This is a genomic window from Paraburkholderia sp. CI3, from assembly GCF_050436505.1.
In the GTDB taxonomy this organism is placed as follows: Bacteria; Pseudomonadota; Gammaproteobacteria; order Burkholderiales; family Burkholderiaceae; genus Paraburkholderia; species Paraburkholderia tuberum.
Window position 1 is genome coordinate 2,328,549 of record NZ_JBNDMI010000004.1, and the last position, 16,462, is coordinate 2,345,010.

Annotated in this window: 12 protein-coding genes; 5 read left to right on the forward strand and 7 right to left on the reverse strand. The window is 65.7% G+C overall.

Annotated elements, in window-relative coordinates; translation table 11 throughout:
- Positions 1-12: 12 nt before the first annotated feature.
- Positions 13-792: an L-iditol 2-dehydrogenase gene (locus tag OKW29_RS32145; protein WP_184006440.1), complete on the reverse strand. Its 780-nt coding sequence runs from the start codon at positions 790-792 to the stop codon at positions 13-15.
- Positions 793-1,090: 298 nt separating this feature from the next.
- Between OKW29_RS32145 and OKW29_RS32150 the strand changes: the two genes are divergently transcribed.
- From OKW29_RS32150 to OKW29_RS32165, 4 genes are all read left to right on the forward strand, one after another.
- Entirely contained in the window at positions 1,091-1,588 is a 498-nt protein-coding gene (locus tag OKW29_RS32150; RefSeq protein ID WP_429293868.1) for a Fur family transcriptional regulator, read from the forward strand.
- A 91-nt stretch (positions 1,589-1,679) separates the two neighbouring features.
- A complete protein-coding gene (locus OKW29_RS32155; protein WP_429293869.1) occupies positions 1,680-2,669 on the forward strand; it encodes a metal ABC transporter solute-binding protein in 990 nt (329 codons plus the stop codon).
- Positions 2,666-3,616 (forward strand): ABC transporter ATP-binding protein, encoded by a 951-nt coding sequence (locus tag OKW29_RS32160; protein WP_184023026.1) that lies wholly within the window; start codon positions 2,666-2,668, stop codon positions 3,614-3,616. Before OKW29_RS32155 ends, OKW29_RS32160 begins: the two co-directional genes overlap by 4 nt.
- Positions 3,609-4,391, forward strand: a complete 783-nt coding sequence (locus OKW29_RS32165) for a metal ABC transporter permease (protein WP_090801692.1) — start codon at positions 3,609-3,611, stop codon at positions 4,389-4,391. The genes OKW29_RS32160 and OKW29_RS32165 overlap by 8 nt, the downstream gene beginning before the upstream one ends.
- A gap of 82 nt (positions 4,392-4,473) precedes the next feature.
- Here OKW29_RS32165 and fghA read toward each other — a convergent pair whose 3' ends face one another.
- The 3 genes from fghA to OKW29_RS32180 all read right to left on the reverse strand — a co-directional run bounded on the left by fghA (position 4,474) and on the right by OKW29_RS32180 (position 8,077).
- The gene (gene fghA, locus OKW29_RS32170; RefSeq protein WP_429293870.1) at positions 4,474-5,325 is read right to left on the reverse strand and encodes an S-formylglutathione hydrolase; all 852 of its coding nucleotides are present in this window, start codon (positions 5,323-5,325) and stop codon (positions 4,474-4,476) included.
- Between the two features lie 15 nt (positions 5,326-5,340).
- A complete protein-coding gene (locus OKW29_RS32175; RefSeq protein WP_429293871.1) occupies positions 5,341-6,447 on the reverse strand; it encodes an S-(hydroxymethyl)glutathione dehydrogenase/class III alcohol dehydrogenase in 1,107 nt (368 codons plus the stop codon).
- Between the two features lie 163 nt (positions 6,448-6,610).
- Positions 6,611-8,077 (reverse strand): xylulokinase, encoded by a 1,467-nt coding sequence (locus tag OKW29_RS32180; RefSeq protein ID WP_429293872.1) that lies wholly within the window; start codon positions 8,075-8,077, stop codon positions 6,611-6,613.
- Between the two features lie 466 nt (positions 8,078-8,543).
- Here OKW29_RS32180 and OKW29_RS32185 point away from each other — a divergent pair, with 466 nt between their 5' ends.
- Complete coding sequence (locus OKW29_RS32185; protein WP_184023022.1) at positions 8,544-9,953, forward strand: nucleobase:cation symporter-2 family protein; 1,410 nt, start codon at positions 8,544-8,546, stop codon at positions 9,951-9,953.
- 115 nt (positions 9,954-10,068) lie between these two features.
- Here the strand turns inward: OKW29_RS32185 and OKW29_RS32190 are convergent, their stop codons facing one another.
- Genes OKW29_RS32190 through OKW29_RS32200 form a run of 3 tightly spaced genes read right to left on the reverse strand, consistent with a single transcriptional unit; the run spans position 10,069 to position 16,063 of the window.
- Positions 10,069-11,589, reverse strand: coding sequence for an efflux transporter outer membrane subunit (locus tag OKW29_RS32190; RefSeq protein ID WP_429293873.1), 1,521 nt, complete (start codon positions 11,587-11,589; stop codon positions 10,069-10,071).
- A gap of 1 nt (position 11,590) precedes the next feature.
- Entirely contained in the window at positions 11,591-14,821 is a 3,231-nt protein-coding gene (locus OKW29_RS32195) for an efflux RND transporter permease subunit (RefSeq protein WP_429293874.1), read from the reverse strand.
- 18 nt (positions 14,822-14,839) lie between these two features.
- Positions 14,840-16,063, reverse strand: a complete 1,224-nt coding sequence (locus OKW29_RS32200; protein WP_429293875.1) for an efflux RND transporter periplasmic adaptor subunit — start codon at positions 16,061-16,063, stop codon at positions 14,840-14,842.
- Positions 16,064-16,462 lie beyond the last annotated feature (399 nt).

A 16,462-nucleotide genomic window follows, 5' to 3' on the forward strand; every position in this document is an offset into this window, starting at 1 on the left:
CCTGCTCTTTATTCAGCTCATCCAGTTGCCGCCGTCGACGTTCAGCGTCTGCGCGGTGATGTAGTCGGCATCGGCCGACGCGAGGAACAGCGCGGCGCCGGTCAGGTCGTCGGGCACGCCCATGCGGCCGAGCGGCACGGCCTCGCCGACGAGGCGCTTCTTCTCGCCGAGCGGCCGGTTCTCGTAGCGCGCGAACAGCGCGTCGACCTCGTTCCACATCGGCGTGTCGACGACGCCCGGCGCGATGCCGTTCACATTGATCTTATGCGGCGCGAGCGCGAGCGCCGCGGACTGCGTATAGCTCAACACCGCCGCCTTGGTCGCGCAGTAGTGCGACACGAGCGCCTCGCCGCGCCGCCCGGCCTGCGACGACATATTGATGATCTTGCCGCCGCGGCCCTGCTCGACCATCTGCCGCGCGACCGCCTGCATCAGGAAGAACATGCCCTTCACGTTGACCGCGAACAGGCGGTCGAACACGTCCCAGGATTCGTCGAGGAGCGGGCGCATGTCGAACAGCGCCGCATTATTGAACAGGATGTCGATCTGGCCGAAGCAGCCGAGCGTGCTCGTGACGATGCGCTCGATGTCCTCGCGGCGCCGGACGTCGGCGCTGACGCTCAACACGCGCTCGCCGTAGATGCCGCGCAGCGCGCCGCCGAGGCTGTCGGTCGGCTTCACGTCGACCAGCACGCAGCGCGCGCCCTCGTCGAGATAGCGCAGGGCTACCGCTTCACCGATACCGCTGGCCGCGCCCGTCAGAATGGCGACTTTGTCCTGCAATCGTGCCACTGCCTGTCTCCGCTTCGTTTTTACATTTTGGCGCGCGGTGAGCGAACGCTCATCACGCGAACAATTGCTCGGCTAGTGATCGAATGATCGGATACGGACCCGATCATGTCAAGGCACGCGGACGAATTTCGATGGTGCAGCGCGGCAGGAGCGAGCCCATTGCGCCACGGGTCGCCACGACGCGTTCGCTGCGTGCCGCCGTGTAAAGATTCGCACCGCTGACAAAAAATCGCGCTACGTTATATCATTTCGACCTTGCAGCCCGCTCGGGGGCCACCATGTCAGGAGATTCACGCCGATGACTACCTCACTCGCCGAACAGCACGCCATGCGGCTCGCGCATGCGGACGCGCACGCTGCGGCGCAGGGCCTCGCGCTGACGCCGCTGCGCCGCCAGGTGTACGCGGCGATCGTCGCGAGCGAGCGGCCGGTCGGCGCGTACGAGTTGCTCGACGCGCTCGCCCCCCAGCGCGGTCGCATGCCGCCGACCACCGTCTATCGCGCGCTCGACTTCCTCGTCGCGCACGGCTTCGTGCACCGGATCGAATCGAAGAACGCGTTCGTCGCCTGCTGCGAAATCGGCGTGCCGCATCGCAGCCAGTTCCTGATGTGCGACGGTTGCGGCGCGACTGTCGAGATTCCCGGCGACGAGCTCGCCGACCGCCTGTCGCACAGCGCACCCGCGCATGGCTTCGAGGTGCATCGTCAGGTGATCGAGCTAAGTGGACTGTGCGGGCCATGTGCGCGAGCGGCGAAGCCTGGCGGCGCCGGCGGCGCAGCAGGCACTTCGTCGTGATCAGATGCGCGGCGCCGCGCTAAGCGCCACCCCGTATTTGGCCTTGCCACCGCGAGTGGCTGATTCAACTCTCACCCAGCAGGAAACAACGATGAAAACAATCGGCTTGATGTTGTCCAGAGCGCACCGGGCGCTGAAGCGTTCGACGTCTGTGCGCACCCATCTGTGCACCTGCCTGCTCGCGATCGCGGCGCTCGGCTTCGGCCACAACGCGTTCGCCGCCGACGCGAAAATTCCGGTCGTCGCCGCGGAGAACTTTTATGGCGACGTGGTCCGGCAACTCGGCGGCGATCGCGTCGACGTGACCAGCATCCTCAGCAACCCGGACCAGGATCCGCATCTGTTCGAAGCGAGCCCGGCCACCGCGCGCGCGTTGCAGCACGCGAGCCTCGTCGTCTACAACGGCGCCGACTACGATCCGTGGATGGCGAAGCTGCTGGCCGCGTCGAAAGGCGCGCATCGCACGGTGATCGTCGCGGCCGACCTCGTCGGCAAAAAAGGCGGCGACAATCCGCACCTGTGGTACGACCCGGCGACGATGCCGAAAGTCGCGCGCGCGGTCTGCGACGCACTCAGCGCTGCTGACCCGGCGCACAAGCCGGCGTACGATGCGAACCTCGCGAAGTTTCTCGATTCGCTGAAGCCGATCGACGCGAAGGTCGCCGAGCTGCACGGCCGCTATGCGGGCTTGCCGGTCACGGCGACCGAGCCGGTGTTCGGCTATATGTCTGACGCGATTGGCCTCGCCATGCGCAACCAGCGCTTCCAGCTCGCCACGATGAACGACACCGAAGCGAGCGCGGCCGATATCGCCGCGTTCGAACGCGATCTGCGCGAGCGGCGCGTGCGCGTGCTGATCTATAACAGCCAGGCCACCGAGGCGCTGACCCAACGCATGCTGAAGCTCGCGCAACAATCGAAGGTACCGACGATGAGCGTCACCGAAACCCTGCCGCCCGGCAAGACCTATCAGACGTGGATGCTGACGCAGCTCGATGCGTTGCAGAAAGCGCTCGCGGCGGGTGACACGAACGGCACGATTGGCGCGACCAGCGCGAACGCGCAAGGAAAGGCTCCATGATTCCGACTGGCCATCAAACGCCAGCAGGTGCGCAATCAGGCGCACCCACCGCGCGCGGCGACCGGCCCGTGCTCGAACTCGACAACGCGACGCTCGATCTGGGCGGCCGCACGATCCTGCGCGATACCAGCTTCGTCGTGAACCAGGGCGAGTTCATCGGCGTGCTCGGGCCCAACGGCGCCGGCAAGACGACGCTGATGCGCGCGGTGCTCGGCCTCGTGCCGGCCGTGGGCGGCGCGATCCGCGTGCTCGGGCAGACGGTCGAGCGCGGCAACGCGTCGATCGGCTATATGCCGCAGACGCGCAGCGCGCTCGCCGGCCGTCGCGTGCGCGGCCGCGATCTGGTCGCGATGGCAGCCGATGGTCATCGCTGGGGCTTGCCGCATGCGGATGCAAAAACGCGCGCGGACGTCGATCGGGTGCTCGAGCTCGTCGGCGGGACGAATCTGTCGAAGCGGCCACTGTCGGAGTTGTCGGGCGGCGAACGGCAGCGGCTCCTGCTGGCGCAATGCCTGCTCGGCAATCCGAAACTGCTGCTGCTCGATGAACCGTTGATCAGTCTCGATCCGCATCACCAGAAGAGCGTCGTCGAACTGGTGCGGCGCGTGCAGCAGGAGCTCGGCATCGCGGTGCTGTTCTCCGCGCACGAACTCAATCCGCTGCTGAACTCGATCGATCGCGTGCTGTATCTCGGCAGCGGCGTCGCGGCGCTCGGCACCGTCGACGAAGTGATCACGCGGCCGGTGCTGTCGCGTCTTTACGGCTCGCCGATCGACGTGATGCGCGTGAACGGCCGCATCTTCGTGATGTCGGGCGGCGTCGAAGTCGAGAAGCACGATCACGAGCACGAACACGACGAGGACGGCGGACATACGCATTCGCACGGCCACTCACACAGTCGCCCAAACCCGCACGACTTACGCGACGGACACACGCACGATGTTTGAATACGATTTCATGGTGAACGCATTCGCGGCCTCGGGAATCGTCGCGGTGCTGGCGGGCGTGGTCGGCTATTTTCTGGTGATGCGCGGACAGACGTTCGCGGGCCACGCGCTGTCGCACGTCGGCTTCACCGGCGCGACCGGCGCGGTGCTGATCGGCATCTCGCCTATCTGGGGGATGATCGGCTTCACGCTCGCGGCCGGTGTGGGCATGGGCGCGCTCGGCGAACGGCTCGCCGGCCGCGACGTCGCGATCGGCGTAATCCTTTCCTTGTCGCTCGGCTTTGGGCTGCTGTTTCTGCATTTCTTCACCGCCTACGCGACGCAGGTGACGGCGCTGCTGTTCGGCAACGTGCTCGGCGTCAATGCAGCGACGCTCGGTGTGCTCGCGGCGTTGGGCGTCGTCAGTCTGGCCGCGCTCGCGGCCATCATGCGGCCGCTGCTGTTCGCGTCGCTGCAGCCGGAGCTGGCCGAAGCGAAGGGCGTGTCGCTGCGTCGCGTGTCGGTGCTGTTTCTCGCGATCGCCGCGCTGGCCGTCGCCGCTTGCACGCAGATCGTCGGCGTGCTGCTCGTGTTCACGCTGATGGTGGGGCCGGCCGCCGCCGCGCAGAACCTGAGCACGCGGCTGTCGACGGGTCTCGTGCTCGCGGCCGTGTTCGCGCTCGCGCAGGCGTGGCTCGGGCTGACGCTCGCGTTCTATACCGATTGCCCGACGAGCTTCTGGATCACCGCGCTGTCGGCGGTGGTGTATGGCGGGAGTCTGTTGAAGCGGCATTGAGCGGCGCTTACGCCGATCAAATGAAAAAACGGCGGCACATGAAGTGCCGCCGTTTTTTTTGCCCCGCGTTTTACGACGTTGTTCAGCCGAGCAACACCTTCGCGTGATGCGCGAGATGATCCTCGACGAACGTCGAGATGAAGTAGTAGCCATGGTCGTAACCCGCATGCCGGCGCAACGTCAGTGGCTGACCCGCGGCCTTGCACGCCGCTTCGAACACGTCGGGATTGAGCTGCGTGGGCAGGAACTGATCCGCGAGCCCCTGATCGACGAGAATCCCTTCCGCGAACTTGCGCGTCGCGTGCGAAACCAGCTCGCTCGCGTCGTACTGCTTCCACGCTTCACGGTTCTCGCCGAGATAACCGCTAAACGCCTTCTCGCCCCACGGACAACGCATCGGCGCCGCGATCGGCGCGAACGCCGACACCGACCGATAAATGTCCGGATTGCGCAGCGCGAGCATCAGCGCGCCGTGGCCGCCCATCGAATGACCGAAGATGCCGAGACGCGCGCCATCGATCGGCAGGTTCGCAAGCGCCGTTTCGCGCAGCTCGTCGCGCACGTACGAGTACATGCGGTAGTTTCGCGCCCACGGCTGCTCGGTCGCGTCGACATAAAAGCCCGCGCCGACGCCGAAGTCCCACGCATCGCTCTCGCCTGGCACGCCCGCGCCGCGAGGGCTCGTATCCGGCGCGATCAGCGCGAGGCCGTGCCGGGCCGCGAAGCGCTGCGCGCCGGCCTTGATCGCGAACGTCTCTTCGGTGCAGGTCAGCCCCGCGAGGTAGAACAGCGCGGGCACCTTCGCATTGCCCCGCAACGCCTGCGGCGGCAGATAGACCGAGAAGCGCATCGGCAGACCGATGGTGCGCGACTCGTGCCGGTAAAAGCGCTGCTCGCCGCCGTGGCAGGCGTGCGACGATAGTAGTTCGAGCATCGCGACGCTCCTCGCTTAGTAGAGCACGACCGAGCGGATCGACTCGCCCTTCTTCATCAGCTCGAAGCCCTCGTTGATGCGCTCGAGCGGCAGACGGTGCGTAATCAGATCGTCGATATTGATCTTGCCTTCCATGTACCAGTCGACGATCTTCGGCACGTCGGTGCGGCCGCGCGCGCCGCCGAATGCCGAGCCCTTCCACTCGCGGCCCGTCACCAGCTGGAACGGCCGCGTGCTGATCTCCTCGCCCGCCGCCGCGACGCCGATGATGAACGACTGCCCCCAACCCTTGTGCGTGCATTCGAGCGCCTGGCGCATCACCTTCACGTTGCCGATGCATTCGAACGAGTAGTCGGCGCCGCCGTCGGTCAGCTGCACGATGTGATCGACGACGTTCTCGACTTCGTTCGGGTTGATGAAGTGCGTCATGCCGAACTTCTTCGCGAGTTCGACGCGGCCCGGGTTGAGATCGACACCGATGATCTTGTCCGCGCCGACCATTTTCGCGCCTTGAATCACGTTCAGCCCGATACCGCCGAGGCCGAACACCACCACGTTCGCGCCCGCCTCGACCTTCGCCGAATACACGACCGCGCCGACGCCGGTCGTCACGCCACAGCCGATGTAGCAGATCTTGTCGAACGGCGCGTCTTCACGCACCTTCGCGACCGCGATCTCCGGCACGACGATGTAGTTCGAGAACGTCGACGTCCCCATGTAGTGAAACAGCGGCTTGCCTTCGAGCGAGAAGCGCGAGGTCGCGTCGGGCATCAGGCCTTTGCCCTGCGTCGCGCGGATCGCCTGGCAGAGATTCGTTTTGCGCGACAGGCAGAACTTGCACTGACGGCATTCGGGCGTGTAGAGCGGAATCACGTGATCGCCCTTCTTCAGCGTGCCGACGCCCGGCCCGACATCGACGATCACGCCCGCGCCTTCGTGGCCGAGAATCGCCGGGAAGATGCCTTCGGGATCGGCGCCCGACAGCGTGTAGTAGTCGGTGTGGCAGATGCCCGTCGCCTTCACTTCGATCAGGACTTCACCGGCGCGCGGACCTTCGAGATCGACTTCCCCGATCGTCAACGGGGCGCCGGCTTTCCATGCGATTGCTGCTTTGGTCTTCATCGTCAATGCTCCTGTGAGTCCGTGAGTCCGTGAGTGCGTGAATGCGAAATGGCATCGCGTGCCGGCGACTACGTGGCGCGCGAAAAGCGTCATGGTATTGCATAGTGCGTGAAGGCTGCCTCGCCGATGGCTGCGCTCGGCACCGTGTTCAACGCCCTCGCTGTCACTGCGCTTCGCACGGCGCACTACCACCGAACCACGGCTCGACCCGGACATACAGATCGACGAAGCGCGCATAGCGTTCAGCAAGCGCCGCATCGCCTCGTGGACCCGCGACGCGCGTCGCGCCCGGCGCGAGCGCGGCGAGATCGCGCGTCTGCCAGTGGCCGCACGCGAGACCGCCGAGGATCGCCGCGCCGCGCGGCGCCGCGTTCGGGCAATCGACCGCATGCAGGTCGACGTCGAGCGCATCGGCGAGCAGTTGTCGCCAGCGCGCGTCGACGGAGCCGCCGCCCGCGAGCTTGAGCGCCGTCACCGGCGCGCCGCTCGCGCGAATCGCGTCGAGCCCCGCGCGCAATGAGAACGCGACGCCCTCGAACGCGGCACGCATCATCGCGCCGCGCGTATGCTCGAGCGACAAACCGAGCCAGCCGCCGCGCGCCTGCGGGTTCAGCCACGGCGTGCGCTCGCCGGTCAGGTACGGCAGGAAGCTCAGCGTCGACGCCACTTCAGCGGCGGCATGAGCGCTTGCATCAGCCGCATCGTCAAATGCCTCTCGGTAAGCCTCCGCCCACCCAAACGACAGCCACCCGCGCACCCGCTCCAGCGCGATGCCGACGTTCTGCATCGCCGCCATCCGATACCAGTGATCGCTCGCCGCGCGATAGCGATGCAAGCCCTTCAGCGGCGCAGGCTCGTCGTTCGCGAGCACGACGATCTGTCCGCCGGTGCCGGTCGTCAGCAGCGCGTCGCCGTCACGCACGAGTCCGCTGCCGAGCGCCGCGCACGGCGTATCCGCGGCGCCGGTGGCGAGCACGATACCGGCCCGTAAGCCAAGTGCCTGCGCGGCCTGCGGCGACAGCGCGCCCGCCGCCGCATACGACGGCGCCACAGGCGCGAACCACTCGGGCGGAATCTCGAGGCGTTGCAGAAGCGCCGTGTCCCACGCGCCGGCGGGATCGGCGAGCGCGGTCGCGCACGCGTCGGACGCATCGGTCACGCACGCGCCGCCGAGCGCGACGCGCAGCCAGTCCTTCGGCTGCAGCGCCCAGCGCGTGCGGCGCGCAGCTTCCGGCTCTTGCAGCACGAGCCAGCGCAGCAGCGGTCCGGCCATGCCGGGCGCGACCGGATTCGGTTGCGGCTCGGGCCACGCGTCGAGCATGGCGAGCGCGCGCGAGTCCGGCCACAGCATGGCGCGCCGCACCGCTGCGCCGTTTGCATCGAGCAGCACGACGCCGTGCATCTGGCCAGAGAAGCCAATCGCGCGCACGCCGTCACGCAGCTCGCGCGGCAGGCCCGCCATCGCATGGACGAGCGCGTTCCACCAGGTCTCGACGTCGATTTCGGCCCAACCCGCGTGCGGCGTAACGAGCGCATAAGCGACGCTCGATACCGCCTGCTCGCGTCCATGTTCGTCGACGATTGCCGCTTTGAGGGATCCGGTGCCGAGGTCGATGCCGAGAAAACTCATGAGCGCAGGGACGTTGAAACGAGGTGAAGAAAGAGCCAGCGAGACTGGCGACGAAGTGGGAAAGCGAAGCTCAAAGGCGAAGCTGCACAGACGCCGCGAACGTTGAACAAACAGCTCGGAAAACACGCGAAAAAAAACCATTCGCGGGTTAACCCCGCCGTGCTGCGAGCGTCATCAAAACAGGACTATGCGTGAAGCGTGATACACGTCATTGATTCTCACACATATCCCCTCGCGCGACGAACCCGCGCCGCGCACGCCATGTACCGCCTGCGGCCCCCACTGCATAGGGTTCTCTGGCGTCCGACGGCCGATCCGTCCCACGCGTGGCTTTAATTTGCCTTTCAAAACAGGTCTCTGCATATCGTCGCCGGGAATGCCGGAATAGCCACGTATGGTCTTGTTGCGACTTTTCGTCCCCGATACCTTGGAGTCATCCCAAAACGAGATGGTGGAGACAGACGATATGCAAGCGAACACGGTTCACCCGTGCGACGAGCGCCTACCGGCGGGCCAGTTGCTCACTCTCGGCATCCAGCACGTGCTGGTCATGTACGCTGGCGCGGTCGCGGTGCCGCTGATCATCGGCGCGGCGCTGAAGCTGCCGAAAGACCAGGTCGCCTTCCTGATCAGCGCCGATCTGTTTTCCTGCGGCATCGCCACCCTGATCCAGACGCTCGGACTGTGGATCTTCGGCATCCGCCTGCCCGTCATCATGGGCTGCACGTTCGCGGCCGTCGGCCCGATGGTCGCGATCGGCACCAATCCTTCGCTCGGCATCCTCGACATCTTCGGCTCGACGATCGCGGCCGGCGTGATCGGCATTCTGCTCGCGCCCGCGGTCGGCAAGCTGTTGCGCTTCTTCCCGCCGGTCGTGATCGGCGTCGTGATATCGGTGATCGGCCTGTCGCTGATGGAGGTCGGTATCAACTGGGCGGCCGGCGGTGTCGGCAATCCCGACTACGGCAATCCGGTATATCTCGGCCTGGCGCTGCTCGTGCTGACGCTGATCCTGCTGATCAACAGGTTTGCCAGGGGGTTCGTCGCCAATATCTCGGTGCTGCTCGGCATCGTCGCGGGCTTCGCGATCGCGCTGATGCTCGGCCGCGTCAACCTGGACGGCGTCATGCACGCGCCGTGGGTCGGCTTCGTGATGCCGTTCCACTTCGGTCTGCCGCACTTCGATCCGCTGTCGATCGCGACGATGGTCACCGTGATGTTCGTCACGTTCATCGAATCGACCGGCATGTTTCTCGCGGTCGGCGACATGGTCGATCGTCCGGTCGATCAGAAAACGCTGGTGCGTGGCTTGCGCGTCGACGGTCTCGGCACGCTGATCGGCGGCATCTTCAACTCGTTCCCGCATACGTCGTTCTCGCAGAACGTCGGGTTGATCGGCGTGACCGGCGTGAAGAGCCGCTTCGTGTGCGCGATGGGCGGCGTGATCCTCGTGCTGCTCGGCCTCTTCCCGAAGATGGCGCAGGTGGTCGCGTCGGTGCCGGCGTTCGTGCTCGGCGGCGCGGGCATCGTGATGTTCGGCATGGTCGCGGCGAACGGCATCAAGGTGCTGTCGCGCGTCGACTTCGTGAGGAATCAGCACAACCTCTTCATCGTCGCGGTCAGCATCGGGCTCGGCCTCGTGCCGGTCGTCTCGCCGCACTTCTTCTCGCAACTGCCGCCGGCGTTGTCGCCGCTGCTACACAGCGGGATTCTGCTCGCGTCGGTGTCGGCGGTCGCGCTGAACCTGATCTTCAACGGCGTGAAGGGCGAGAAGATGGCGAAGAGCGAGCTTCGCCGCGCCGGGCACGATCTCGACGCCAGCGCGGGCGGCGCACCGCAGAGCAACGAGATGCTGCGGGCGGCGGATCTGCATTGAGCTTTTGATGCAGCGATGATGCGGCGAGCGGCACCGAACGCCGCGAAGCAACAAAAACGCCACGGCATGCCGTGGCGTTTTTGCTTTACTTCAGCGGTTCATCGAGCCGAAGCGCTTACCCTGCCGTCGCCGCCGAAGCCGCGACCGGTGCGCTCGCCGCACCGTAGTCGACCGGCGCGTCGGCCGGACGCGGCTGGTCGCCGTTGTGCTCGATCCAGCCGCCGCCGAGCGCCTGGTACAGCGTGACCAGGTTCTGCAGACGTTCCATGCGCGCGGTGACCAGCGCCTGCTGAGCCTCGTACAACGAGGTCTGCGCGGTCAGCACCGAAAGATAGCTGTCGACACCGCTCGTATAACGGAGGGTCGACAGATCCAGCCGGCGCTGCTCGGCCGCGACATCCCGCTCGAGCGCCGCGATCTGCTCGTCGTACGTGCCGCGCGCGGCCAGTCCATCCGCCACTTCGCGGAAGGCCGTCTGGATCGCTTTTTCATACGTGGCGATCTGCACGTTCTTCTCGATGTTGGCGAGGTCGAGGTTGGCCATGTTCTGACCGCCCTCGAAGATCGGCAGCGTGATCGACGGCGCGAAGCTCCACGCCGCCGAACCCGGCTTGAACAGCCCGCCGAGCGTCGGGCTCAGCGTGCCGGCGCTGCCGGTCAGCGTGACCTTCGGGAAGAACGCGGCGCGCGCCGCGCCGATGTTCGCGTTGGCCGCGAGCAGATTTTCCTCGGCCTCCATGATGTCGGGACGGCGCGTCAGCAGATCGGACGGCAGGCCCGCCGGAATATCCGTGAGCAGGCTCTGGTCGCTCAGCGGCAGGCCTGGCGCAAGATCAGCCGGCAACGGCTCGCCGATCAGCAGCACCAGCGCGTTGTCAGCCTGAGCCCGCAAACGCATCTGCGCCTGCAGGTCCGCGCTCGCGGTTTCGACAACCGTTTGCGACTGGCGCAGATCGAGTTCCGAACCGGTGCCGTTGTCGAACTGCAGCTTGGTGATCCGAAACGACTCCTGCGCCGTCTTCAGCGTGTTCTGCGTGACCGTCAGCAGATCGTCCAGTTCGAGCACCGTCATGTACTGGTTCGCCACCTGCGACACCAGCGCGATTTCCGCGGACTTGCGCGCCTGCGCGGTGCCGAGGTACGTGGCCAACGCCTGATCCTTCAGACTCTGCACGCGCCCGAAGAAGTCGATTTCCCACGACGCGTTCAAGCCCACCGAATACGTGTTGGTAATCGTCGGGCCGTTGGGCGACGCCAGCAGATCGCGCGGCGTGCGCTGCCGGCTTTGCGAAGCCGCGGCGTCGAGCGTCGGGAACAGGCCCGCGCGCACGATACGGTACTGCGCCGCCGACGCCTGCATGTTCAGCACCGACACACGCAGATCACGGTTGTTCTTCAGCGCGATTTCGATCAGCTGCTGCAGACGCGGATCGACGAAGAAGTCGCGCCAGCCGATGTCGGCGGCAGCCAGGCCGTTCGCGCCGCGCGCGCCCTGCGCGCCCGGCTGCTGGTCGTACACGCCGCCCGTCGGGAAAGTCGCCGTCACGGGCGCGGCGGGCCGCTGGTAGTGCGGCGCCAGCGTGCAACCCGTGGCGAGCAGCGCGACCGCCACTGCAATCAAAGAGTGTTTTTGCATCTCAATGCCCATCCTTGCCCGAGCCATTGCCATCCGACCCGTCGGTCGTGCCACCCGCCGCGCCGCCTTGCGGATCGTGCGGATGGTGCTGTTCATAGTGGCGCAGCGCCTCATCCGGGTCTTCCTTCTCACCGCCGAACTTCGCGCGAATCACGACGAAGAACATCGGGATCATGAAGATCGCGAGGAAGGTCGCCGTCAACATGCCGCCGATCACACCGGTACCGATCGCGTGCTGGCTGGCCGACCCCGCGCCGTTACTGATCGCGAGCGGCAGCACGCCGAGAATGAACGCGAGCGAGGTCATCAGGATTGGACGCAACCGCAGACGCGCCGCTTCGAGCGCGGCTTCGATCGGTCCCATGCCTCCACTCTGCTGCAGTTCTCGCGCGAATTCCACGATCAGAATCGCGTTCTTCGCCGACAGACCCACGGTGGTCAGCAGACCCACCTGGAAGAACACGTCGTTCTCGAGCCCGCGCAGCGTCGCGGCCAGCAGTGCGCCGATCACACCGAGCGGCACCACCATGATCACCGAGAACGGGATCGACCAGCTTTCATACAGCGCCGCGAGACACAGGAACACGACGAGAATCGAGATGCCGTACAGGATTGGCGCCTGCGAACCCGACTGACGCTCTTGCAGCGACAGACCCGTCCACTCGTAGCCGACTCCCGCCGGCAGCTTGGTGACGATCCGTTCCATCGCCGCCATCGCCTGACCGGTCGACTTGCCCGGCCCGGCCGCACCCTGGATTTCCACCGACGAAATACCGTTGTAGCGCTCGAGCTTCGGCGAACCGAAGGTCCACTCGGTACTCGCGAAGGCCGAGAACGGCACCATCGCGCCCGCGCCGTTGCGCACGAACCAGGCATTCACGTCTTCCGGTTTCATCCGGAACGGCGCGTCGCCCTGCAGGTAGACCTTCTTGATCCGGCCGTCGGTGTCGAGGAAGTTGTTCACATACGCCGAGGCCCACGCGATCGAGAACGTCTGGTCGATCGAGGCGAGCGAAACACCCTGCGCCGAAGCCTTCTCGTGGTCGATGCTCACCTTGAACTGCGGGGTATCGTTCAGGCCGTTCGGACGCACCTGCGCGAGCGTCGGATCTTTCGCCGCCAGACCGAGCAGCATGTTGCGCGCTTCCATCAGCTTCGCGTGACCGATACCCGCGCGGTCCTGCAACTGGAAGTCGAAGCCCGCCGCGGTGCCGAGTTCAGGAATCGACGGCGGATTGACCGGGAACACCGTCGCGTTCTTGTAGGTGCTGAAGTGCATGTAGAGACGGCCCACCAGCGCTTGCACCTTCTGGTCCGCGTGCTGGCGCTGCGCGTAGTCCTTCATCCGCACGAACACGAGACCCGCGTTCTGGCCACGACCCGCGAAGCTGAAGCCGTTCACCGTGAAGGTCGATTCGACGATCGCCTTTTCTTCGTTCAGCAGGTAGTCCGACACGTCCTTCAGCGCGTGCGCGGTGGTTTCCTGCGTGGAACCCGACGGCGTTTGCACCAGCACGAACATCGTGCCCTGGTCTTCGTCAGGCAGGAACGACTTCGGCAGACGCACGAACAGCAGCCCCACCGCGAAGATCACCACCATGTAGATGATGAGCCAGCGGCCCGAGCGCTTGATCACGTGGTGCACGCCGGAGTGGTACTTGTCGCGGCTCGTGTTGAAGGTACGGTTGAACCAGCCGAAGAAGCCGGTGGCTTTTTCGTGATGACCCTTCGGAATCGGCTTCAGGATCGTCGCGCACAGCGCCGGCGTCAGAATCAACGCGACGAGCACGGACAGCACCATCGCCGCGACGATCGTCAGCGAGAACTGCCGGTAGATCGCGCCGACCGAGCCGCCCGAGAACGCCACCGGCACGAACACCGCCGACAGCACGAGCGCCACGCCGACGAGCGCGCCGGTGATCTGGTCCATCGCCTTGCGGGTTGCCTCGCGAGGCGATAAGCCCTCCTCCTGCATCACCCGCTCGACGTTTTCCACCACCACGATCGCGTCGTCCACCAGCAGGCCGATTGCGAGCACGAGACCGAACATCGACAGCACGTTGATCGAGAAACCGACCACGCTCATGATCGCGAACGTACCGAGCAGCACCACCGGCACCGCGATCGTCGGGATCAGCGTGGCGCGCAGGTTCTGCAGGAACAGGTACATGACGAGGAACACCAGCACGATACCTTCGAGCAGCGTCTTGACCACTTCCTCGATCGACAGGCGCACGAACGGCGTCGTGTCGTACGGGTACTGCACCACTAGGCCGTGCGGGAAGTACTTCGACAGTTCGGCGATCTTCGTGCGCACCGCCTTCGCGGTGGCGAGCGCGTTCGCGCCCGTGGCGAGCTGGATGCCGAAGCCTGCCGTCGGCTGACCGTTGTACTTGGTGTCGAAGTTATAGTTTTCGCCGCCGAGCTCGACGCGCGACACGTCGCGCAGACGCACCTGCGAGCCGTCCTGGTTCACCTTCAGCAGGATGTTGCCGAACTGCTCGGGCGTATTGAGCAGCGTGGCCTGCGTGATCGTGGCCTGCAGCACCTGGCCCGGCACCGACGGCGTGCCGCCGAGCGAGCCGCCCGCGACCTGCACGTTCTGCGCCTGCAGCGCGGTTTCGACATCGAGCGGCGTCAGACTGAAGTTATTCAGCTTGTTCGCGTCGAGCCAGATGCGCATCGCGTACTGCGTGCCGAACAGCGTCACCGTGCCCACGCCGTCGATACGGCTGATCGGATCCTGAATGTTCGACGCGACGTAGTTCGCGAGGTCATACTTGTTCATGCTGCCGTCGGTCGACACGAACGCCATCACCAGCAGGAAGCTGCTGCTCGACTTCGTGACCTTGGTGCCGAGCTGCTGCACCGCTTGCGGCAGCAGCGGCGTGGCGAGTTGCAGCTTGTTTTGCACCTGCACCTGCGCGATGTCAGGGTTGGTGCCGGCCGCGAACGTCAGCGTGATGGTGGCCGTGCCCGTGTCGTCCGAGGTCGACGCGAGGTACAGCAGGTGGTCCAGACCACTCATCTGCTGCTCGATCACCTGCGTAACGGTGTTTTCCACCGTCTTCGCCGAAGCACCCGGATAGGTTGCGCTGATCTGGATGGACGGCGGCGCGATGGTCGGGTATTGCGCGATCGGCAGCGTGAACACCGACGCGAGACCCGCGAGCATCAGGATGATGGCGATCACCCATGCAAAAATCGGGCGATCAATAAAGAACTTTGCCATGAGGCGGGCTCCCTGTTATTACGCGCCCGAAGCGGCGGAGGCAGGCTGAGCCGCGGGTTGACCTGTCTGGGCGCCGTTTGCGGCGGCGTCGGAAGCCGGGTTGCCGGGCAGCTGCGCCGGCACGGGCTTGACCTGCTGGCCGGGACGCGCCTTGTCGGTGCCCTGGACGATCACGCGGTCACCCGCCTTCAGGCCGTCCGAGACCACCCAGTACGAGCCGAAGGTGCCCGAGGTGACGAGCTGACGCAGCTCGACCTTGTTGTCGTTGCCGACGACGAGCGCGGTGGGCTGACCCTTCTGGTCGTGCGTGACGCCGACTTGCGGCACGATCAGCGCGTTCTGGTTGACGCCCTCGTCGATCTTCGCGCGCACGAACATGCCCGGCAGCAGCACGTGGTTCGGGTTCTTGAAGATCGCGCGCACCGTGACCGAGCCGGTGCCCTGGTCGACGGTCACGTCGGTGAACTGCAGCTTGCCCTTCTCGGAGTAGACGCGGCCGTCTTCCAGCACCAGCGTGACCTGCGCGGCGCCCGGACCGGTCGTCTTGAGACGCCCTTCCTGGACCTCGCGGCGCAGCTTCAGACCCTCGAGGCTCGATTGCGTGAGGTCGGCGTAGACCGGATCGAGTTGCTGGACCGTGGCCATCAGCGTGGCCGCGCTCTGCTGCACGAAGGCGCCCGGCGTGACCTGCGACACGCCGATCCGGCCGGTCACGGGCGAGGTCACGTCGGTATAGCCGAGGTTGATCTGCGCGGTATCGACCGCGGCCTTGCCCGCGGCGACGTCGGCGGCGGCCTGGCCTTCGGCGGCGACCGCGTTGTCGTAGTCCTGCTTGCTGACCGCGTTCGCCGCGACCAGCACCTTGTAGCGATTGGCCTGCGCGGTGGTCGTCACCAGGTTCGCCTGCGCCTTCGCGAGCGATGCCTTCGCGTTGTTCAACGACGCGATGTACGGAGCCGGATCGATCTTGTACAGACGCTGGCCGGCCTTGACCTCACTACCCTCGGTGAACTCACGGCGCAGCACGATGCCGTCGACCCGCGCGCGCACCTGCGCGACGAGGAAGGCACTGGTACGGCCGGGAAGTTCAGTGACGACGGGCACGGTCGTCGGCTGGAGGGTGACGACGCCGACTTCGGGCGTCTGTGGCGGCGGGGCAGATTGTTTTGGTCCGCACGCCGCCAGCAAGATGGCAGCCGTCGCGGCACTGATTAAGCGGAATGGAACCCGTTCGACGCGCATGGAGCGACCTCTGTCAAAGACTGAGTAATGAAAAAGTGCGCGCCTCCCTACCCCGGGGACGACAGCGCACACAAGCGTCTCGCGACGCTCGACCGGAAGCCCGTGGATGCAAACCTGCTCCTGCAGGGCACCCTGCTACGAATGCGCCATACCGGGGAATGCCGCGCGGCGCCGCCGTTTGGCGGCCGCGAAAGCGCTTTCGAAAGGCAACAGTGACGGATATTAACCGCTCGTCACGGCTTGGGCTATCCGATCGTGGGGTGCTATTATATATACATTCACGAATGCATGTAAAAGTGCATTCATATCTTCCGAGGCTGGGGTACCGCAGATTCGCGTCGCAATTCGCTTCGGAAGCAGTCAAAGTGTCACCAGACCGACTTAAAACTGTCCGCATAA